At 67.2% G+C, this 19483-nt stretch carries 17 protein-coding genes; 2 read left to right on the top strand and 15 right to left on the bottom strand.

Annotated features, from left to right (window positions below; genetic code table 11):
- Nucleotides 1-62: 62 nt before the first annotated feature.
- A complete protein-coding gene (locus ACMZPQ_RS21595; RefSeq protein WP_197582169.1) occupies nt 63-620 on the top strand; it encodes a flavin reductase in 558 nt (185 codons plus the stop codon).
- A gap of 34 nt (nt 621-654) precedes the next feature.
- The gene (locus ACMZPQ_RS21590; protein WP_197582170.1) at nt 655-2607 is read left to right on the top strand and encodes an acetyl-CoA hydrolase/transferase C-terminal domain-containing protein; all 1953 of its coding nucleotides are present in this window, start codon (nt 655-657) and stop codon (nt 2605-2607) included.
- 86 nt (nt 2608-2693) lie between these two features.
- Here the strand turns inward: ACMZPQ_RS21590 and ACMZPQ_RS21585 are convergent, their stop codons facing one another.
- The 15 genes from ACMZPQ_RS21585 to ACMZPQ_RS21515 form a co-directional block, all read right to left on the bottom strand.
- Nucleotides 2694-2999 carry a HigA family addiction module antitoxin gene (locus tag ACMZPQ_RS21585; RefSeq protein ID WP_197582171.1) on the bottom strand — a complete coding sequence of 102 codons (306 nt, stop codon included), beginning with the start codon at nt 2997-2999 and terminating at the stop codon, nt 2694-2696.
- 11 nt (nt 3000-3010) lie between these two features.
- Nucleotides 3011-3289, bottom strand: coding sequence for a type II toxin-antitoxin system RelE/ParE family toxin (locus tag ACMZPQ_RS21580; RefSeq protein ID WP_197582172.1), 279 nt, complete (start codon nt 3287-3289; stop codon nt 3011-3013).
- A 255-nt stretch (nt 3290-3544) separates the two neighbouring features.
- Nucleotides 3545-5542, bottom strand: coding sequence for a transketolase (tkt, locus tag ACMZPQ_RS21575; RefSeq protein ID WP_197582173.1), 1998 nt, complete (start codon nt 5540-5542; stop codon nt 3545-3547).
- Between the two features lie 214 nt (nt 5543-5756).
- Nucleotides 5757-7076 carry a cation:dicarboxylate symporter family transporter gene (locus tag ACMZPQ_RS21570; protein ID WP_197582174.1) on the bottom strand — a complete coding sequence of 440 codons (1320 nt, stop codon included), beginning with the start codon at nt 7074-7076 and terminating at the stop codon, nt 5757-5759.
- Nucleotides 7077-7133: 57 nt separating this feature from the next.
- On the bottom strand, nt 7134-8849 hold the full coding sequence (locus tag ACMZPQ_RS21565; protein WP_197582175.1) for a BatD family protein: 1716 nt from the start codon (nt 8847-8849) through the stop codon (nt 7134-7136).
- Complete coding sequence (locus tag ACMZPQ_RS21560; protein ID WP_197582176.1) at nt 8846-10684, bottom strand: VWA domain-containing protein; 1839 nt, start codon at nt 10682-10684, stop codon at nt 8846-8848. Before ACMZPQ_RS21560 ends, ACMZPQ_RS21565 begins: the two co-directional genes overlap by 4 nt.
- Nucleotides 10681-11685, bottom strand: coding sequence for a vWA domain-containing protein (locus ACMZPQ_RS21555; RefSeq protein ID WP_197582177.1), 1005 nt, complete (start codon nt 11683-11685; stop codon nt 10681-10683). Before ACMZPQ_RS21555 ends, ACMZPQ_RS21560 begins: the two co-directional genes overlap by 4 nt.
- On the bottom strand, nt 11682-12131 hold the full coding sequence (locus ACMZPQ_RS21550) for a DUF4381 family protein (protein ID WP_197582178.1): 450 nt from the start codon (nt 12129-12131) through the stop codon (nt 11682-11684). Before ACMZPQ_RS21550 ends, ACMZPQ_RS21555 begins: the two co-directional genes overlap by 4 nt.
- Nucleotides 12128-13057: a DUF58 domain-containing protein gene (locus ACMZPQ_RS21545; protein ID WP_197582179.1), complete on the bottom strand. Its 930-nt coding sequence runs from the start codon at nt 13055-13057 to the stop codon at nt 12128-12130. The genes ACMZPQ_RS21550 and ACMZPQ_RS21545 overlap by 4 nt, the downstream gene beginning before the upstream one ends.
- Before the next feature lie 8 nt (nt 13058-13065).
- Nucleotides 13066-14091, bottom strand: a complete 1026-nt coding sequence (locus ACMZPQ_RS21540; RefSeq protein WP_197582180.1) for an AAA family ATPase — start codon at nt 14089-14091, stop codon at nt 13066-13068.
- Between the two features lie 231 nt (nt 14092-14322).
- Entirely contained in the window at nt 14323-16290 is a 1968-nt protein-coding gene (locus ACMZPQ_RS21535) for a type IV pilus secretin PilQ (RefSeq protein WP_197582181.1), read from the bottom strand.
- A gap of 21 nt (nt 16291-16311) precedes the next feature.
- The gene (locus ACMZPQ_RS21530) at nt 16312-16845 is read right to left on the bottom strand and encodes a pilus assembly protein PilP (protein WP_197582182.1); all 534 of its coding nucleotides are present in this window, start codon (nt 16843-16845) and stop codon (nt 16312-16314) included.
- Nucleotides 16842-17498, bottom strand: a complete 657-nt coding sequence (locus tag ACMZPQ_RS21525; protein WP_197582183.1) for a type IV pilus inner membrane component PilO — start codon at nt 17496-17498, stop codon at nt 16842-16844. Before ACMZPQ_RS21525 ends, ACMZPQ_RS21530 begins: the two co-directional genes overlap by 4 nt.
- A complete protein-coding gene (locus ACMZPQ_RS21520; RefSeq protein WP_197582184.1) occupies nt 17495-18370 on the bottom strand; it encodes a PilN domain-containing protein in 876 nt (291 codons plus the stop codon). The genes ACMZPQ_RS21525 and ACMZPQ_RS21520 overlap by 4 nt, the downstream gene beginning before the upstream one ends.
- Nucleotides 18370-19428 carry a pilus assembly protein PilM gene (locus tag ACMZPQ_RS21515; protein WP_343239325.1) on the bottom strand — a complete coding sequence of 353 codons (1059 nt, stop codon included), beginning with the start codon at nt 19426-19428 and terminating at the stop codon, nt 18370-18372. Before ACMZPQ_RS21515 ends, ACMZPQ_RS21520 begins: the two co-directional genes overlap by 1 nt.
- Nucleotides 19429-19483 lie beyond the last annotated feature (55 nt).

Genomic DNA, 19483 nt, shown 5'->3' with positions numbered 1-19483 from the left:
CCCCTCGACTCCGGGTTCATCGCACCCGCGCCAGCATCGAACCCTCCCACCCGAGGCTTCGGATGAAAGCACTGCGCAAGAAGGACTTCCCGGTCGAGCAGGCCCGCCGCTTGCTCGAACCCGGCCCGATCGTGCTGGTCAGCACGGCATGGCGGGGCCAACGCAACCTGATGACGATGGGCTGGCACATGGTGATGGGCTTCTCGCCATCGCTTGTCGCCACCTACCTGTGGCACGAGAACCACAGCCATGCGCTTGCCCTCGGCAGCGGCGAGTGCGTGATCAACGTGCCTGGCGTGGAGCTGCTCGATACCGTAGTGGACATCGGCAACTGCAGTGGCCGGGAGGTCGACAAGTTCGCCCGCTTCGGGCTGGATCCACTGCCCGCGCGCGAGGTGGGCGCGCCGCTGGTCGGGCAATGCCATTCGTGCTTCGAGTGCCGCCTGTACGACGACAGCCAGGTAGCATCGAGCAACCTGTTCATCTGGGAAATCGTGCGCGCCCACGTTGCGTCCCGGCCGAAACTGCCGCGCACGGTGCATTACCGCGGCGACGGGCAGTTCATGGTGTCCGGCGCGGAAGTCTCGCGTCGACGGCGGTTCAAGCCCGACATGCTGTAATGCCCGCACTCCCCCATTCGCAGGACCGCCCCGCATGACCGAACACCTCACCGACCTGGACGCCGCCGTCGACTGGTTGTTCGCGCGCGTGGACGGGCCGTTGCGGATCGGGGCACCGCTGGCACTGGGCAAACCGCATCGGCTGCTCAATGCACTGTACGCACGCGTCGAGCACGATCCGTCGCGGCCGCTGCAGCTGTATACCGCACTGTCGTTGAATCCTCCCAAGGCACGCGGCGATGGACTGGAAGCGCGCTTCATGGCGCCCTTCGTACAGCGCCATTTCGGCGATGATTTCCCGCGCCTGGCCTATGCCGATGCGATCGCGCGCGACGCGCTGCCGGCGCATGTGCAGGTGGAAGAGTTCTACATGCAGTCCGGCGCCCTGCTCGGCTCGCGGCAGGCGCAGTCCAGCTACACCAGCCTGAACTACACCCATGCCGCTGATGCAGTCGCGCAACGTGCCCCGCAGGTGATCGTGCAGAAGGTCGCGATGCGCGCCGGTGATCGCCGGCTCTCGCTGTCGTGCAACAACGACATCACCCAGGACACGCTGGATGCGATCGCGGCGCGCGGATTGCCGCGCCCGCTGCTGATCGCCGAGATCGACCCGCAGCTGCCCTACCTGGGTGGCTCGGCCACCGTGGATGTGTCGTTCTTCGATCTGGTGATCACCCCGCCACCGCCGTACCCGGGCCTGTTCGGCCTGCCTCGCCAGCCGGTCGGCGATGCCGACTATGCCATTGGCCTGTACGCCAGCACGCTGGTACGCGATGGCGGCACGCTGCAGATCGGCATCGGAACCCTGGCCGATGCGCTCAGCCATGCGCTGGTGCTGCGCCATACCGACAACGCACGCTACCGCCGCGTGCTGCATGCATTGGATCCGCAGCTGGCCCGCCACCCATTGGTGCAGGAAATCGGCGGACTGGATCCGTTCGAGGTCGGCTTGTACGGCTGCAGCGAAATGCTCAACGAGGGCTTCCGCCGGCTGGTGCAGACCGGGGTGATCAAGCGCAAGGTGCACGACGACTTGGCGCTGATGCAGCGCATCGAGAACGGCAGCACGCTGTCCATCGACCATGCCACCCTCGCCGCCGAAGGCGAGTACCTGCACGGCGCGTTCTACCTGGGCTCACCGGAGTTCTACGAGTGGCTGCGCACCCTGCCGGAAGATGAGTGCCGCGCGATCGGCATGCGCCGCATCAGCGAGATCAACCAGCTGTACGGTGGCAACGAGACGCTGGAGCGCCTGCAGCGCCGCCATGCGCGTTTCTTCAATTCCTGCATGATGGCTACCGCGCTGGGCGCCGCCGTCTCCGATGCACTGGACGATGGACGTGTGGTGTCCGGCGTGGGCGGCCAGTACAACTTCGTGGCGATGGCGCATGCCCTGCCCGAAGCGCGCAGCGTGCTGATGTTCCGTGCCGCGCGTGATGACAAGGGGCAGCGCGAATCCAACGTGCGCTGGAACTACGGACACACCACCATCCCGCGCCATCTGCGCGACATCTACCTCAACGAGTACGGCATTGCCGATCTGCGTGGGTTGACCGACGAGGACTGCGTGCAGGCGATGGCCGCGATCACCGAGGCACCGTTCCAGGACGGCCTGCTGCAGCAGGCGCATGCCGCGCGGAAACTGCTGAAAAGCACGCCGCCGGATCCCGAACGCCTGCAGCGCAATACGCCGCAGGCGCTGGCCGCAGCACTGGCACCGTTCCGCGCCGATGGCAGCCTGCCGGACTATCCGCTGGGCAGCGACTTCAACGAGATCGAGCAGGTGCTGGTGAAGGCGCTGGGCTGGCTGAAGGCCAACACACAGACCCGAAGCGACAAACTGCGTACGGTCTGGGCTGCGTTGCGCCAACCGGCCGGTGATGGCGATGCGGTGTACCTGCAGCGCATGGGCCTGCAGGCACCGAAGAATTTCGATGAGCGCTTGAACGCGCGCCTGCTGCGCCTGGCGCTGGCACGGACTGCCTGAAAAAAGGGACGGAGGGAATCAAGTCGTTTGTGCACAAACGACTTGATTCCCTCCGCCCCCTGTTTTCATCCACGCATGGCGTGGATCTACTGTCCAATCCTCACTGCGTCCTCAAGGTACAGGCGGGAAATGGGCGGGTGCTCTCGGTGCTCGACCTGCCACAGGTCATAGGCCGCCTGCATCGCCAACCACATGCGGGCATTGCCCAGGCCCGCCAGCTCAAGACGGAATGCGAGTTCCGCGGAAATGCCAGCATGCCCGTTGATGATGGTCGACAGCTGTCCGCGTGAGTAGCCCAGATGCTGGGCCAGCGCACTGATCGACATGCTGATCGCCGGCAGGATGTCTTCGCGCAGCGATTCCCCGGGATGCGGCGGATCATGCAACGGCATTGAGCAGACTCCTAGTGGTAATCAAGGTAATCGACCAATTCGACGTCGAGTTCACGAAAGCGGAACACCAATCGCCAACTTGCAGACACACTTACAGCCCAATAGCCGCTGTAACTTCCGCGCAAAGGGTGAAGGCGATTTCCGGGCAGCCCCATGTCTCCAGGAAACCGGGCCTGGTCCAACTGCTGGAGCAAACGCCTCAACCGGCCAACATGATCGGCACGAACTCCGGAAATGTCGCCCCGCTCATAGAGCGCCTTCAGGCCCTTGTGCCTGAAGCTGACGATCATGCGGCGCCAGTGTAAGGCATCACCTTACACCTCGCAAATCGATCATGCATCTTCTAAACCTCTTGTCCTGACCGCACTGGCGTTTGTGACTGCCGGGACGATTCCGTGGCAGGCCACTCTTTTCGCAGAGAAGACAGATCACATGAAGAGGCCAACCCGACACCCGCTTCCGCCAGACGAAACTTCTCCTCTCTGCTCCAGAAAAGAGAAAGGCCGGCTTGCGCCGGCCTTTCCTTCACCCAAACACCAAACGGTTTACAGCGACTTCGCCGCTTCCACCACGTGGGCGGTGGTGATGCCGAAGTGCTTGTACAGCTGGTCGGCCGGGGCCGAGGCACCGAAGGTGTCGATACCGATCACCGCACCGTCCAGGCCGACGAACTGGCGCCAGAAACCGGTGACGCCGGCTTCCACCGCCACGCGCTTGCGCACGGCGTTGGGCAGCACCGATTCACGGTAGGCCGCATCCTGGCGCAGGAACACGTCGGTGGACGGCATCGAGACCACGCGGGTCTTGAGGCCGGCCGCATCCAGCTGGGCCTTGGCTTCGGTCGCCAGCGAGACTTCCGAACCGGTCGCGATCAGGATCACGTCCGGGGTACCGGCGGCATCGGCCAGCACGTAACCACCGCGTTCGATCTGGGCGATCTGCTCGGCGTTGCGCGGCTGGTGCGGCAGGTTCTGGCGGCTGAACACCAGGCAGCTCGGACCATCCTGGCGGGTGATGGCGGCCTTCCAGCTCACTGCCGACTCGACCGCATCGCACGGGCGCCACACGTCGTTGTTCGGGATGTAGCGCAGCGAGGCCAGGTGCTCCACCGGCTGGTGGGTCGGGCCGTCTTCGCCCAGGCCGATCGAGTCGTGGGTGTAGACGTGGATGGCGTGGGCCGGGATCAGCGCGCTCATGCGCACGCCGTTGCGGGCGTAGTCGCTGAACACCAGGAAGGTGGCGTCGAACGGAATGAAGCCACCGTGCAGGGCCAGGCCATTGGCAATCGCGGTCATGCCGAACTCGCGCACGCCGTAGTACACGTAGTTGGCGTTGGCGTCGTCGCTGGCGACCGACGTGCTGCCCTTCCACAGGGTCAGATTGGAGTGCGCCAGGTCGGCCGAACCGCCAACGATTTCCGGCAGCAGGGGGGCGAAGGCTTCGATGGCCAGCTGCGAGGCCTTGCGCGAGGCGATCGTCGGGCCTTCAGCAGCCACCTGGGCGATGTAGGCGTCGGCCTTGGCAACGAAGTCGGCAGGCAGCTCGCCGTGCGAACGACGGGTCAGCTCGGACGCTTCAGCCGGATACTGGCTGGCGTACTTGTCGAACAGCTGCTCCCATTCGGCCTGGCGCAGGGTGCCGGCGCCATTGGCGCGCCAGCCGTCGTAGATCGCCTGCGGGATCTCGAACGGACCGTATTCCCAACCCAGCTGCTTGCGGGTGGCTTCCAGCTCGTCCTTGCCCAGCGGTGCGCCGTGGCTGGATTCCTTGCCCGCCTTGTTCGGCGAACCAAACCCAATGGTGGTGCGGCAGCAGATCAGGGTCGGCTTGTCGCTCTGCGACAGCGCGGCCTCGATGCCGGCCTTGATGCTGTCCGGGTCATGGCCATCGACGTCGCGGACCACGTTCCAGCCATAGGCTTCGAAACGCTCCGGGGTGTTGTCGGTGAACCAGCCCTCGACGTTGCCGTCGATGGAGATGTGGTTGTTGTCCCAGAAGCAGACCAGCTTGTGCAGGCCCCAGGTGCCGGCCAGCGACGCCGCTTCATGCGACACGCCTTCCATCAGGCAGCCATCGCCCATGAACACCCAGGTGCGGTGGTCGACCACTTCCAGCTCCGGGCGGTTGAAGCGCTGTGCCAGCAGCTTCTCGGCCAGGGCAAAACCCACGGCGTTGGCGAAACCCTGGCCCAGCGGGCCGGTGGTGGTTTCCACGCCCGGGGTCTCGTGGCGCTCCGGGTGACCGGCGGTGTGGCTGCCCAGCTGGCGGAACAGCTTCAGCTGCTCGATCGGCAGGTCATAGCCGCTCAGGTGCAGCAGCGCGTACTGCAGCATCGAACCGTGGCCGTTGGACAGCACGAAACGGTCGCGGTTGAACCAGTGCGGGTTGCTCGGGTTATGGCGGAGGTAGTCGTTCCAGAGGACTTCGGCGATGTCGGCCATGCCCATGGGCATGCCGGGGTGGCCGGACTTTGCGGTTTCAACCGCATCGGCGGCAAGGAAGCGGATGGCGTTGGCCAACTGGCGACGGGTAGGCTGCGTCATGGTTCTGTCGGAATCGGGAGGCGGCCGCGGACGTGCGGGCGGCCTATTGTCCCATAGTCACCGGGCAGGGGTCAGTTCCACCTGCCCGGTCGTACCGGCCGCTGGCCGGCACCTCATGATCTTTGCCGAATCCGGCATATGAAAAGGGGTCGGATCCCATTCCACGAGGAATGGGATCCGACCCCGATCAGGTCGCCAGCAATGGGCAGCGGACTCAGTCCTGCTGCGGACCCAGCACCGGGCCGTCGTGCGACTCGCCCTTGGCCACCAGGGTGGTCAGGGCCAGGTCGCCAGTCACGTTCAGCGCGGTGCGGCACATGTCCAGGAAGTGGTTCACGCCCAGGATCAGGCCGATGCCCAGCGGGTTCACGCCGACCATCGCGCAGATCATCGCCACCACCGGCAGCGAGCCGGACGGCACGCCGGCGGTACCGATGCCACCGAGGATGCACACCGCCATCACCATGAACTGCTGGCCGATGCTCAGGTCCACGCCGAAGAACTGGGCCAGGAAGATCACCGTCACGCCCTCGAACAGCGCGGTGCCGTTCTGGTTGGCAGTGGCGCCGACGGTCAGCACGAAGCGCGATACGCGCTGCGGCAGGCCCATCTGGTCGGCCACGCGCAGCGCGGTCGGCAGGGTGGCGTTGCTGGACGCGGTGGAGAACGCCATCACCGTCGCTTCCTGGGTATCGCGGAAGAACGACAGCGGCGAGCGGCCCGACAACCACACCGCGGTGCCGTAGGTCACGATCATGTGCAGGCCCAGCGCCAGCACCACCACGCCTACATAGGCGCCGAGGCGGATGATCAACTCGAAGCCGAACAGTGCGGCCAGGTTGAACATGAAGCAGGCCACCGCGTAGGGGGCCAGGCGGATGACCAGGTTGATCAGGGTCATCGAGATTTCGAACACGCCCTCGATGGCGCGGCGCAGCGGGGCAACCTTCTCGTTGTCGGTCAGCACCATGCCGATGCCGAACATCAGCGCGAAGAACATCAGCGACAGGATCGCGCCGTTGTCAGACGCGGCCTGCAGCACGTTGCTCGGCACGATCGACAGCAGCATGTCCATGCCCTTCGGCGTGCCATGGATGCCAGCGACGATTTCCTTGCTGCGCTCGGCGTTCTCCGACAGCATCAGCGCTGCGGTCTGCGGATCGACACCGGCGCCCGGCTTGAGCACGTTGACCAGCACCAGGCCGATGCCCACGGCGATGCCCGACAGCAGCACGGTGTAGGCAAGCGTCTTCCAGCCGATGCGGCCGAGGGCGCGGATGTCGCCCATCTCCGAAACACCCATGATCAGCGCCGAGAAGATCAGCGGCACGATCAGCATGAAGATCAGATTGAGGAACAGGCCCGAAGCCGGGGTGGTGACGTAGTCCATTACCCACTTGGCACCGCCCTGCAGACCCTCGACGCTGCCACCCAGGGCGTGCACGGTCAGTCCCAGGACCAGGCCGATCGCAAAGCCGATGCCCATCTTCCAATGCAGGGGCAACTTCTTCTTGTCGGCAGCAGCTGCTGTCATACGCGGGTTTCCTCGAAAAATGAATGCACTCTAACAAAGCGCACAAGCGACGCCGGTTCAGGTTCGCCGCGGTGGGTACAGCGGCGCCAGGCCAGTGTCGGTGGGAGCGGCGACCGGCGACCAGTGCGGTCCGTCACGGAAGACCTCGCGCAGGCGGGCGCGCAACCCGGCCGGATCGCCCCGCCCGCCCCAGCGCGCCTGTTGCAGCGCGTGCAGCACCTCACGCTGGGCCGGATCGCCGAGCCGAGCGATGACCTGCTCGATGCGTTCAACACCGGCCATCGCGCACAACTGCGCTTCCACCTGGTCGAAGCCCTCGGCATCCAGCGCACGGCGCAGCTCGGCCACACCGGCACGTGCAGTCGCCACAGTCGGCACAGCCGGAGCGCCCGCCACCGGCGCCGTTGCCCGCGGCCGGCGGCCGCGTTGCCAGCCCCACAGCAGGGTCAGCAGCCACAGCAGGGCCAGGCCGATCGCTGCGCCCATCCACGGCCACGGCCGTTCGGACAGCCCACCGGCGCGCGGGTCGGTCGCCGCGATACGGCTGTCCTGGGCATCGGTACCCGGCAACGCCGCATCGGTATCGATCGGCGGCAGCGGCGTTGGCGAGGCAGCACCGGCGCCCGTGCCGGCCGCAACCTGCAGCGTCAGATCCGGCAATCGTGCTTCCTGTGCCTTGCCATTGCGCACATCCCACCAGGGCAGGCGCGGCCCCGGCACCACCAGCGACCCCGGCTGGCGCGGCACGATCGAGTAGCGGCGGGTGATCTTCAGCCGCGGCGTGCTGCCGTTGAAGGTCTCTTCGTACTGTGCGGGTTCGGCGAACACCTGGGCACTGCTGCCCAGGTCGGGCACCGGCAGGTCGGTGAACTGCGCGCGGGTCGCGCCTTCGGCGATGGCTTCGACCACGACGTTGGCCGCCTCGCCACTGCGCGCGCGGGTCGGTGCGCCGGTGTAACGCAGCTGCAGGCTCTGCAACGGCAGCCAGGGCTGCGGCGCCTGCGCCGGCTGTGCCTGCACCTGCAGGGTGCGGTCGGCGCTGGTGGCGTTCATGCGTCCGTCGCCACCGCCGAAGAAATCGTCGAAGAAGCCGCCCGCACTGCGCCCGCTGAAGCGCGCCCCGGCCAGCCGCAACGCACCGCTGCGCTCGGGAATCAGCAGGAAGCGACGCTCGACCACGTTGTAGCGCCGGCCATTGACCTGACGCACGTCGGTGCGGTCGTCGCCCACCCGCTGCAGCGACGCGCCGGCCGGTGTATCCAGCACCAGTTCGCCGGAGGCCAGCTGCGCGGCGAAGTACAGCCGCACCACCACGCCCACGCTCTGCTGCACGTAGGGCGTATCGTCATCGACAACCGTCTCGATGAACGCCAATGCGTTGCTGTCAGGGCCGGCTACCGTGGCCGCATCCACCTGCAGGGTCAGCGGCGCGGTGCGTGCGCTGCCCACCACCAGGCCGGGAACCACCAGCGCTCCACTGCGGCGGGGGGTCAGCGCGACACCGTACAGGTTGCGCTGCTGCATGCTGCCATTGCTCCACTCCACCTGGCGGCTGCTGGTCTGCCCGCTCAGGTCGAAGTCGGTGCGCAACGGCGTGAAGTCCGGCGCGCCCTGGTCACTCTCGACATTCAGCGTGACCGTATCGCCCATCGCGATGCGATCACGGTCGAGCCACGCGCGCGGCTGGGCCCACGCCAGCAGCGGCAGCCACAACAGCAGTGCTGCCAGGACCTGCCGTGGCCAGTGCCCGTGCATGTTGATCGCCCGCGTCATCGCCCTTCCCTCTTCCTGCGTTCGTTTTCCAGCTGGAACTTGGCCCGCAGCAAGGCACCCGGATCATCCGGCACGCGCCGCATCCACGCCTCCACCGCCTGCTGCTCCTCGCGCTGGCGCGGGGTGCGGCCATCGCTGCCCTGCACCGGTGTGCCGTTCCTGTCGGCCTCGCCCTCGCGTGCCTGCTGCATTGCCTGCTGCATGCGCTGGCGCTGCTGTGCATCCGCCTGTGCCTGCGCCTTGGCGTCCTCGGCCTGCGGCGGCGCCTGCTGGCCATCGCGGCCGCGTTCGCCGGGCTGCGGATTGGAGGATGGCTTGTCATCGCCGGGCTTGGGTTGGCCCTGCTGGCCCGGCGAAGGCTGTCCCTGCCCGGGGTCCTTCTGCCCCCGCTGGGGTTGCTGGCCCTGCGGGTTCTGCTTGCCCTGCGAATCGTTCTGCGGCTTCTGCTGCCCCTTCTGCGGCGGCTTCTGCTGATCCTGGCCTTGTCCTCCCGACGGCTTGCGCTTGCGCGCGGCATCGACCACGGCACGGTTGGCCACCGCATCGGCCATGCCCGGATGCAGCGCCAACGCGCGGTCGTAGGCCGCAATTGCTTCGTCGTAGTGGCCTTCGCGCGCCAGCGTGTTGGCCAGGTTATACCAGCCTGCATCGTTGTCGATGCCTTCAAACTGCTTGCGCGCTGCGGCGAAGTCGCCGCTGCGGTAAGCCTGTACGCCGTCGGCCAGGCGCTGGTGCTGCAGCTGGTCGCCGCGTTTCCACAACGTGCCCTGCACCGCTTGTGGAGGCCGCGCCGCGGGCGCCTGCGCATGCACCTCGCCCATCCAGGGCAGCAGGCCCACCGCCAGCACTGCAGCGAGCACCGCGCGGCGGCGGAATGCCAGCAGCGCCAGCAGCATCAGCGGCGGCAGCAGCCAGAAGCCTTCATCGCGCCATTGCTTGCCTTCGCCCGGCCGCTGTGACGCACTGCCTTCGCGCGCATCGAGCACGCCCAATGCACGTAGATCACGATCATCGGCGGCGATGCGTGCATAGCGGCCACCACCGGCGGTGGACACCGCGCGCAGGCTGCCTTCATCCAGCGCCGCCTGGCGGATCTGACCGCTGCCGTCGCGGTAGGCCGCACCGGCCGGCGTGCCCAGGCCCAGCACCGAGACCTGCAGGCCGAGGCTGCGTGCCTGCGCCGCGGCCAGTTCCGCCGCACTGTCGGCGTGGTCGCTGACCAGCAGGATCTGACCCTGTGGCGCACCGATCTGCCGCATCAGCCGCGTTGCCCAGTCGATGCCGCGGTCGGCACGCTCGCCATCGCGTGGCATCACCTCTGGCGACAGGGCATCCAGATACAACGCGACGTTGCTGCCGTCGTCGGTCAGCGGCGCAACGGTGTACGCGTCATCGGCATAGACCACCAGCCCGACCTGTCCGCCCTGGCGCGTACGCAGCAGTTCGCCCACCTTCGCGCGCGCCTGCAGCAGGCGCGACGGCGGCAGATCGGTGGCGTTGATCCGGCTGGACAGGTCCAGCACTACCAGCAGTGGCGCGCTCGGCTGGAACATCGGTTGTGCCTGCTGCCGCCAGCTCGGCCCGGCCATCGCCAACGATGCCAGGGTCCAGCCCAGCACGATCGCCCACGGCCAGCGCGCGCGACGGCGTGGGCCGGCAGCCAGCAGGTGCGGCAACAGGTGCGCATCCACGGTGTGCCGCCAGGCATCACCGCGTCGCTGCCGGTACACCGTCGCCGCAATGATCACAGGCAGGACCAGCAACGCCCACAGCCACTCCGGGCGCAGGAAGTGCAGGGTGTTCCAGTCGGGAAGGTTCGAGGCCAGAGCGATCATCGGCGACGCTCCGGCCACAGCCAGGCCAAGGCCCCCAGCAGCAGGGCCACCCCGAGCGGCCATGCGTAGCGCTCCTCACGCGGGCGCAGGCTGAGGCCCTTCGCGGCGATCGGTTCCAGCCGGTCGAGTTCGGCATAGATGCCGGCCAGCTGCGCGGTATCGCGTGCGCGGAAGAACTGGCCGCCGGTCATGTTGGCGATCTTCTTCAACGTGGCCTCATCGACCGGGTCCTGGTCGGCGGAAATCGGAATGCCGAGGAAGCGCATGCTGCCATCGCCACCGAAGGCGACGGTATGGATGCGCACGCCCTCGGCACGCGCCACTTCCGCCGCACGCAAGGGCTCCAGCACGCCGGCGTTGCTGACACCGTCGGTCAGCAGGATCAGCACGCGCTGCCCTTCGGGCTGGCTGCGCAGGCGCTTCACCGCCAGGCCGATCGCATCGCCGATGGCCGTCTCGCGCCCGGCCAGGCCCACCACGCTGTCGCGCAGTTGATCGCGCACGCTGGCCAGATCGGCGGTGAGCGGCGTCAACGTGTAGGCGCGGTCACCGAAGATCAGCAGGCCGATGCGATCGCCGGCACGGCGGTCGAGGAAATCGGCCAGCACCGCCTTGGCGGCGGTGAGGCGATCCACCGCCTGGCCGCCCAGCACCATGTCGCCCTCGCCCATGCTGCCGGACACGTCCATCGCCAGCATCATCTGCCGGCCCTGCTGCGGCGGCGTGATGGCTTCGCCCAGCTGCTGCGGGCGCGCAAGCGCGATGCACAGCGCGCACCAGCCCAGCCACAACAGCAGCGTGCGCAGCCACGACACATCGACGCGACCGCCACCGGACAATGCCTCCAGTTCGCTTGCCGCATACGGTACGCGCAATGCGGCGCCCGGGTCGGCACGACGCTTCCACCAATGCATCAGCAATGGCAGCGGCAAGGCCAGCAGCGCCAGCGGCCACGCCAGTTGCAGGTCCGGCCACGGCCAGTAACTTGCCAGCAGGTTCATCGGCGGCGCTCCAGCAGCATCGCCAGGTAACGCTCGCGTGCCCAGCTGCGCACGGCCGCCACTTCGCCGGCATCCACATGCGGCCGATAGGCACCTTCGGCCAGCAGGCTGCGCCGGGCCTCGGGCAAGGTTCCCTGCGGGTCCACGCGCTGCCACCAGGCCGCATCGCGCAGGGTTTCACTGCCCGGCTGTGCCTGCCGTGCGGCACGCCGCAGCAGTCCCGCGATGGCCGCCAGTTCGGCAGCGGCATCGGAGGCGACAGCACGTTCCTGATCGAACAGCTGCAACCAGCGCTGGCGACGACGGCGGCGTCGCCACCCGATGAACGCGGCCACCATCAGCAGCAGCACGAGCGCGGCGCCGATCATCAGATAGCCCGGTGCCGGTGGCCACCATGACGGTGCCGGTGGCAGCTGCACGTCACGCAACGGCAGGGCGGTGCTCATGCCGGCACCTCGGTCGGTGACGGCGCCAGCCAGGCGTCGCTGGGCGCGTCGGTGGCCAGCACCTGCACGTCAACACGGCGCGCACCGAGCAGGCGCCGCAGCTCCTGCAGGGGGTCGACGAAGTGGGCCTGCCAGTGAGCCTGCACATCACTGCGGCGCAGGTCCAGGCCGACGCGTTGCTGCGCGGTCTGGAACTGCAGCGCGGCCGACGGCGGCTGCAGCTCCAGTGGATCGACCAGCAGAATCAGGCTGAGGTCATGATGCTGCGCCAGCGCGCTCCAGCGCGCCGGCGGAATACGGATGGCCTGCTGCGGATCGGCCAGCACCAGCATGCGCGCGCCTGGGCGCAACACGCGCCCCGCATGGTCCAGCGCGCGCTCCAGGCCGAGATCATCAGCAGGCGGCTGCGCGTACCAGCGGGTCAGCGCATCAAGCACGCGCAGCACCCCGCGCGGTCCAGCGGCGGGCGCGATCGGCGGCTCACGGTCGCTGCCACGCAACGCACCGACACGGTCGCCGCGACGCTGCGCCGACCACGCGGCGACGGCGCCGGCACGCGCGGCCTGTACCGACTTGAAGCGCACGCGGGTGCCGAAATACAGCGCTGCCGACGTGTCGGCAACGATCAGGCTGACCCGTTCGCGCTCGGCCTGGAACAGCTTGGTATGGGCGCGACCGGTGCGGGCGGTGACACGCCAGTCGATATGGCGCGCGTCATCACCGGCCACGTACTCGCGCGACTCGGCGTACTCCATGCCACGTCCACGCAGTGGCGACGGCGCCTGCCCGGCGTTGCCGGCGCGGCCACGGCGCGGCGGTGGCGGACGCTGCGCCAGCCGGCGCAGCGCCACCAGCTCGGCCAGGTGCGGACGCAGCCCATCTCCGTCGCTGACGGTGGTGGCATGTTGCTGGGATGGATCGGACATGCGCAGGCTCAGGGTGCCGGCACCCGGGCCAACAGCTCCTGCACCAGGCGCTCGCCATCCCAGCCTTCGGCGGTTGCCTCGTAGCTGGGCAGCACGCGATGGCGCAGCACATCGGCCGCGACGGCACGTACATCATCCGGAGTGACGAAGTCGCGGCCGGCCAGCCAGGCGCGTGCGCGCGCACAGCGCTCCAGCGCGATGGAGCCACGCGGGCTGGCGCCCCAGGCGATGCGGCGACCCAGTCCGGCGTCATAGCGCGACGGGTCGCGCGAGGCCAGCACCAGCTCGATCAGGTAGCGCTCCAGCGCCGGCGCCATGTGCAGGTCGAGCACTTCGCGGCGGGCATCGAAGACATCCTGCATCGACACCTTGTCCGGCGCCGGCGCGGCTTCGCCCAGTGCACCACGGGCGCGCTCGCGGGCCAGCCGCAGGATTTCCGATTCGGCTGCCTGGTCCGGATAGCCGATGCGCACATGCATCAGGAAGCGGTCCAGCTGCGCCTCCGGCAGCGGGAAGGTGCCTTCCTGCTCGATCGGGTTCTGCGTGGCCATCACCAGGAACAGGGGCGGCAGCGCATAGGTATGGCGACCCACCGTGACCTGTCGCTCGCCCATGGCCTCCAGCAGCGCCGACTGCACCTTGGCCGGCGCACGGTTGATTTCGTCGGCCAGCAGGATCGGATGGAAGATCGGGCCGGGCACGAACTCGAAGCGCCCTTCCTGCGGGCGCCAGATTTCGGTGCCGGTCAGGTCGGCCGGCAACAGGTCGGGCGTGAACTGCACGCGGGCAAAGTCCGCCTCCAGGCGCGACGCCAATGCGCGGATCGCCGTGGTCTTGGCCAGGCCCGGTGCGCCCTCCACCAGTAGATGGCCATCGGCAAGCAGTGCGATCAACAGGCGTTCGACCAGTGCGGCCTGGCCAACGATCTCGGCCGAGAGCGCATCACGCAGCTGGGTGAATGCTGCATGCAGGCGGGAACTGGCCGGCGCGGGCGGCGGCGAGACGGTTTCGGGCATCGGCGGGGGCAGGTTCATGGGGGCCTTTGACCGGCGCGGGGCGGCACGGGTTCCCGACATCATCGCAGGGTGCCTTGCGATTGGCATCAAGAACGGCTGAACGGCCATCCACGCATGGCGTGGATCTACCAGAGCGCTCGACGCATGGCGTGGATCTACCGGAGCGCTCCACGCGTGGCGCGGTTCCATCGGCATGAACGAAGAAGGGCCGCACGTGGCGGCCCTTCTTCGTGTTGCGGGTACGCGGGCTCAGTTCTGCTTGGCCACGCGCAGCACCTTCGGGGTGACGAACACCAGCAGCTCAGCCTTATCCTTGCCGCGGCCGCGCTTCTTGAACAGGTTGCCCAGGAACGGCACATCGCCCAGGAACGGAACCTTGCTGATGCTGTTGCGGTCGGTGAACTCGTACACGCCACCGATGACCACGGTCTGCCCGTCTTCAACCAGCACGGCAGTGTTCACCTCGCGACGGTTGATCGACGGCACCGTGCCATAGCCTTCCAGCTGGATCAGCCGGTCCACTTCGTCCTTCTTCACCTGCATGTTGAGGAACACGCGGTTGTCGTTGGTGATGGTCGGGGTGACCTTCAGCTCCAGCACCACTTCCTTGAACTGGACGTTCGGCGTGGCGACGCCACCGGCGCCAGCACTGATGGTCACGTAGCCGATTTCCTTACCCTGCTTGATCAGGGCCTCGCGCTGGTTGGTGGTGACCACACGCGGGTTGGAGATCACTTCGCCACGCGATTCTTCCTGCATGGCCGACAACTCCACGTCCAGCAGGTAGCCGGCATTGAGGATCGACAGCGCCAGCGAGCCGGCCGGGTTGGTCGACGCCGCCGGCATGGCCCAGTTCAGGCCACGGGTGATCGCCGATCCGACCGGCACCGGTGCCGGGCCGACGCTGCCGCCGGCCAACCAGTCGCGGTATGCCTTCGAGTTCGCCGCATTCGCTTCCACCTGCGACTTGCGGGTCTCGGCGTTGGCTTCCAGATTGCCACTGAAGTAGGCGTTGTCACGGCTGCCACTGATGCCGAACCGCGCACCCAGTTCACGGGCGAACGTATCGGTGGCGATCACGATGCGGCTTTCAATCAGCACCTGGTCGACCGGACGGTCGATCACGCTGATCAGCTCGCGCATGCGTGCGATCTTCTTCGGGATGTCGCTGATCATCAGCGTGTTGGTGCGCTCGTCGGCAACGATGCGACCGCGCCCGGACAGGAAGCCACTTTCCTCCTGCGCCGAACCACCGCCACCACCACCGCCGCCACCGCCGCTACCACCGCCGATGCCCTTGGCTTCGGTCAGGGCTTTGAAGATCTGGGTGGCGCTGTGATAGTTGATCTGGACGTAGTCGGTAACCAGGTCTTCGCGGTTCTCGATGGCGATGCGCGCGTCTTCCTTCTCCTGCTCGAACTTCGCCAGTTCGGCCTGCGGAGCGACCCAGATGACGCTGCCGTCGCGGCGCTTGTCCAGGCCCTTGGCACGCAGCACGATGTCCAGCGCCTGGTCCCAGGGTACGTTGACCAGGCGCAGGGTCACATTGCCCTGCACCGAATCGGAGGCCACCACGTTGAGGTTGGATTCCTCGGCAATCAACTGCAGCACGGTGCGCACCGGCACGTCCTGGAAGTTGAAGGTCACCGGCTTGCCGCTGAAGCCGCGCTGGCCGACGGCCTTGGCAGCCTGGGTGACGCTGCCGGCGGTCACCGCACCGACAGCGGCCGGAGCCGGCCGCGGGCTGATCTCGACCACGTACTCGTTGCCACTCTGGTAGGCCAGCGATTCCACCGCGCCGCCCGTACTCAGCACCAGCTGGGTGCCGGCGCCGGACGGCTTGGCGTCGATGCGCTGCACCGGCGTGGCGAAGTCGACGACATTCATCGGCTTCTGCAGGTTGGCCGGCAGGCGGGCGTTGCCGACGTCGACCACCACGCTGTTGCCCTGCGTGCGCAGGTCAGGAATCGCGCCCTGGCCGTCGAACTGCACGATCAGGCGGCCCGCGCCATCGTCGCCGCGCTTGAAATCGATCTTGGCCACCGACAGGCCAGCCGGAGCGGCGGCCGGTGCAACAGTGGTGCCCACCGGCTTTTCCGCCGGTGCGGCGGCCAGCGCCGGAGCGCAGGCCAGCATCAGCGCGACTCCCAGCGCGCTGACACGGTTCAAGGTAGAGCGCCGGATGGGACGCAGCCCCTTGGCTTGGTGAAAGGTCATCGTGCTATCCCCAGTAAACGATCATTGATCTTCAAGCGAGAGCGTTGCCGGCCGTTCCAGCCAGCCACCCGCGCCATCCGGCACCAGTTCGATCAGCTCCACGCGGTCTTCGAAGACCGCCGTGACCCGCCCGTCGCTCTGACCCAGGTAACCGCCCGGGCGTACCCGGTAGGTCACCTTGTCCGGCCCCATCACCAGCGCCACGGTGCCGCCGCCGGTGCCGATGGTACCGACCATGTCCAGCGCGTCCAGCGGGAAGCCTTCCAGCGGCTCCTTGCGTCGGTTCGGATCCGGACGCATTCCGCCATTCCCCTGCGGATTGGTCCAGGCATCGGTGAACGGATCGCGCAGGCCCTGCGCGGAATACTCGAAGGTCTCGAACTGCTGCATCACAGGCAACGGTTCCAGCGGCTGTGCCGGCCGGGCGCGTTCACCCTCCACCCATTTTTCAAGGTTCGGTGCGTCACCGGGGGTACTGGTGACGCCACGGCCGCATGCCGACAGCAGCAGTACCGCAGCGACCAGCCCACCACGTGCAAGGAAGGAACGGATCACTTCTTGCCCTCCTTGCCGGCTTCAGCCTTCTGCTGTTCTTGGACCTCGGTCTCGTCGAGGTAGCGGTAGGTCTTCACCGTGCCGGACAACTCCAGGGCACCGGCACGCGCGCCACCGCCGGCCTTGTCAGCAGGCTTCAGGTTGATGTCGTGCATGGTCAGGATCACCACGCGCGGCAACGAGGCCACGCCACTGACGAAAGCGCCGAACTGGTGATAGCTGCCCACCATCTTCAGCTTGATCGGCTTCTCGGCGTAGAACTCCTTGATCTGCTCCTGCTCCGGCTCGAACAGCTGGCTGGTCAGCCCACTGGACAGCGCCGTCTGCGAGATGTCGATGATCAGGTCCGGCATTTCGGTCTTGCTCGGCAGCTGCCGCAGCATCTGCTGCAGGACCTGCTCCATCTGCGCCAGCTGCTGCTTCAGCGGCCCCAGGTTCACCGCGCGCTCCTGCTGTTTGGAGAACTCGGCACGCAGATCGCTTTCCTTCGATTCCAGACTGGCCAGCTCATCGCGCTTGCCGCTGATCAGCAGCATCCACGCCAGGAACATGATCACCAGTGCCAGCAGCGAGCAGAAGACGATCTTGGCCTTCTGCGGCCAGTTGCCGATGTCGTTGAAATCCAGGTTCTTCAGATCGATTTTCTGGCTCATGCGCGGTCCCCCTGCAACGGGGCGTGGGAGGCCTGCGGCGGCTGCGCCAGGCGGCTGCCTTCAGGCTTGGCCGGTGCCGGAGCCGGTGCGGCCGGTTGGTTCGGCTTGACCGGGGACGCAGGCGGTGCCGTGGCGGGTGCACTGCCCGGTGCGGCAGCCGGCGGGGCCGCCGCGGGCTCAGCGGCCGGGGCCGGGGCAGTCGCTTCCGGGCCAGCCGCAAGCGGAGCCACTGCGGGCGCCGCAGCCGGTGCAACCGCCACGCTGCCATCCGGGTTCAGGCCCGGCGTTCCGGTCTCTTCACTCTGCGCGGGCAACTTCACCGTGACCTTGAACGTGTACGGCAGCGCCTTGATGTCGGACACCGGGCCGGAAGCGTTCTTGTCCGCGGCGCTGGCCTGGATGATCGACAGTTCCGGATTGGTCATCCAGCCGGAGGTCTCCAGGTTGCGCATGTAGGCCGACACGCGTGCGTTGGACTGGGTGCGGCCTTCAAGGGTGAGCATGTCCCCCTCCTGCTGCAGCGCGGTCAACACCACGCCATCGGGGATGGTGCGCACCAGTGCGTCGAACAGGTGGACCATCTGCGAGCGCTTGGCCTGCAGTTCCTCGATCACCTTCTTGCGCGCCAGCAAGCGGTCCTTCTGCGCGTCAAGGCGGTCGATCTCCTTGTTCTGCTCCTTGACCTTTTCGATCTCGGTTTCCAGATAGGCATTGCGGTCCATCTGGCCGCTCACCTGGCGGTCGTAATAGAACCAGATCATCAACGACAGCAGCAGGCCACCGATCGCGGCCATGCCCAGCATTGCGTAGAACTCGCGCTGGCGCTGCTTGCGCCGCTCGGCGCGCCAGGGCAATAGATTGATGCGTGCCATCAGTCAAAGCTCCTCAGCGCCAGACCGGTCGCGATCATCAGCGCGGGGGCATCCTGGGCCAACGCATGCGCGTTCACCTTCGGGCCCAGGGTCATCTGTGCCAGCGGGTTGGCGACCACGGTCGGCACGCCCAGCTGTTCCTCGACCATCTCCGGCAGGCCACCCAGCACGGCACAGCCGCCGGCCAGCACGATGTGATCGACGCGATTGAACTCACTGCCGGCATAGAAGAACTGCAGCAGGCGGCTGATCTGCTGGACCGTGGCCTCCTTGAACGGCTCCAGCACTTCCATCTCATAGCTTTCCGGCAGCCCGCCCTGGCGCTTGGCCAGGCCGGCTTCCTCGTAGCTGAGGCCGTAGCGGCGCATGATCTCGTCGGTCAGCTGCTTGCCACCGAACACCTGTTCGCGGCTGTAGAGGCTACGGCCGCCGCGCAGGACATTGAGGGTGGTCATGGTGGCGCCGATGTCGACCAGCGCGACCACGCCGTCGATGGACACCGGCAGCTCGCTGGCGACCAGGGCATAGGCGTTCTCGACCGCGAAGGCCTCCACGTCCATCACCTTGGCCTGCAGGCCACCGAGTTCCAGCGCGGACTGGCGCAGCTCGACGTTCTCCGAACGCGACGCGGCCAGCAGCACCTGGACCATTTCCGGGTTGTTCGGGATGGCCCCGATAACCTCGAAATCCAGGTTCACTTCCTCGATCGGATACGGAATGTAGTTGACCGCTTCCAGCTCGATCTGGGCTTCCATGTCGTTTTCGTCCAGCTCGGCCGGCATCGGGATCACCTTGGTGATCACCGCCGAGCCGGCGACGGCCGCAGCGGCCAGCTTGGCCTTGCTGCCTGAACGACTCATCGCGCGGCGGATGGCCTCACCCACGGCCTCCACTTCCACGATGTTCTTCTCCACCACCGCATTCGGCGGAAGAGGTTCCACAGCATAGTGTTCCACACGGAAACGATTGCCGCTGCGGGACAGCTGCAAAAGCTTTACCGCAGTCGAACTGATGTCGACGCCTACAAGCGGCGACTGACTTTTTGGGATGAGCCCCACGGTTTCTCCCCTGCCGACGGGCACTTGGACGCAAGACCTGCGCCCGAGCATTAAT

This window comes from Stenotrophomonas maltophilia, from assembly GCF_047497515.2.
In the GTDB taxonomy this organism is placed as follows: Bacteria; Pseudomonadota; Gammaproteobacteria; order Xanthomonadales; family Xanthomonadaceae; genus Stenotrophomonas.
Note: the sequence above shows the minus strand (reverse complement) of the source record. Positions and strands in the feature narration are given on the sequence as shown.

Excerpts from the sequence above, each read along its gene's own strand:
- ACMZPQ_RS21595 (WP_197582169.1), top strand. The coding sequence starts at position 63 with ATGAAAGCACTGCGCAAGAAGGACTTCCCGGTCGAGCAGGCCCGCCGC.
- ACMZPQ_RS21590 (WP_197582170.1), top strand. The coding sequence starts at position 655 with ATGACCGAACACCTCACCGACCTGGACGCCGCCGTCGACTGGTTGTTC.
- ACMZPQ_RS21585 (WP_197582171.1), bottom strand. The coding sequence starts at position 2,999 with ATGCCGTTGCATGATCCGCCGCATCCCGGGGAATCGCTGCGCGAAGAC.
- ACMZPQ_RS21580 (WP_197582172.1), bottom strand. The coding sequence starts at position 3,289 with ATGATCGTCAGCTTCAGGCACAAGGGCCTGAAGGCGCTCTATGAGCGG.
- tkt (WP_197582173.1), bottom strand. The coding sequence starts at position 5,542 with ATGACGCAGCCTACCCGTCGCCAGTTGGCCAACGCCATCCGCTTCCTT.
- ACMZPQ_RS21570 (WP_197582174.1), bottom strand. The coding sequence starts at position 7,076 with ATGACAGCAGCTGCTGCCGACAAGAAGAAGTTGCCCCTGCATTGGAAG.
- ACMZPQ_RS21565 (WP_197582175.1), bottom strand. The coding sequence starts at position 8,849 with ATGACGCGGGCGATCAACATGCACGGGCACTGGCCACGGCAGGTCCTG.
- ACMZPQ_RS21560 (WP_197582176.1), bottom strand. The coding sequence starts at position 10,684 with ATGATCGCTCTGGCCTCGAACCTTCCCGACTGGAACACCCTGCACTTC.
- ACMZPQ_RS21555 (WP_197582177.1), bottom strand. The coding sequence starts at position 11,685 with ATGAACCTGCTGGCAAGTTACTGGCCGTGGCCGGACCTGCAACTGGCG.
- ACMZPQ_RS21550 (WP_197582178.1), bottom strand. The coding sequence starts at position 12,131 with ATGAGCACCGCCCTGCCGTTGCGTGACGTGCAGCTGCCACCGGCACCG.
- ACMZPQ_RS21545 (WP_197582179.1), bottom strand. The coding sequence starts at position 13,057 with ATGTCCGATCCATCCCAGCAACATGCCACCACCGTCAGCGACGGAGAT.
- ACMZPQ_RS21540 (WP_197582180.1), bottom strand. The coding sequence starts at position 14,091 with ATGAACCTGCCCCCGCCGATGCCCGAAACCGTCTCGCCGCCGCCCGCG.
- ACMZPQ_RS21535 (WP_197582181.1), bottom strand. The coding sequence starts at position 16,290 with ATGACCTTTCACCAAGCCAAGGGGCTGCGTCCCATCCGGCGCTCTACC.
- ACMZPQ_RS21525 (WP_197582183.1), bottom strand. The coding sequence starts at position 17,498 with ATGAGCCAGAAAATCGATCTGAAGAACCTGGATTTCAACGACATCGGC.
- ACMZPQ_RS21520 (WP_197582184.1), bottom strand. The coding sequence starts at position 18,370 with ATGGCACGCATCAATCTATTGCCCTGGCGCGCCGAGCGGCGCAAGCAG.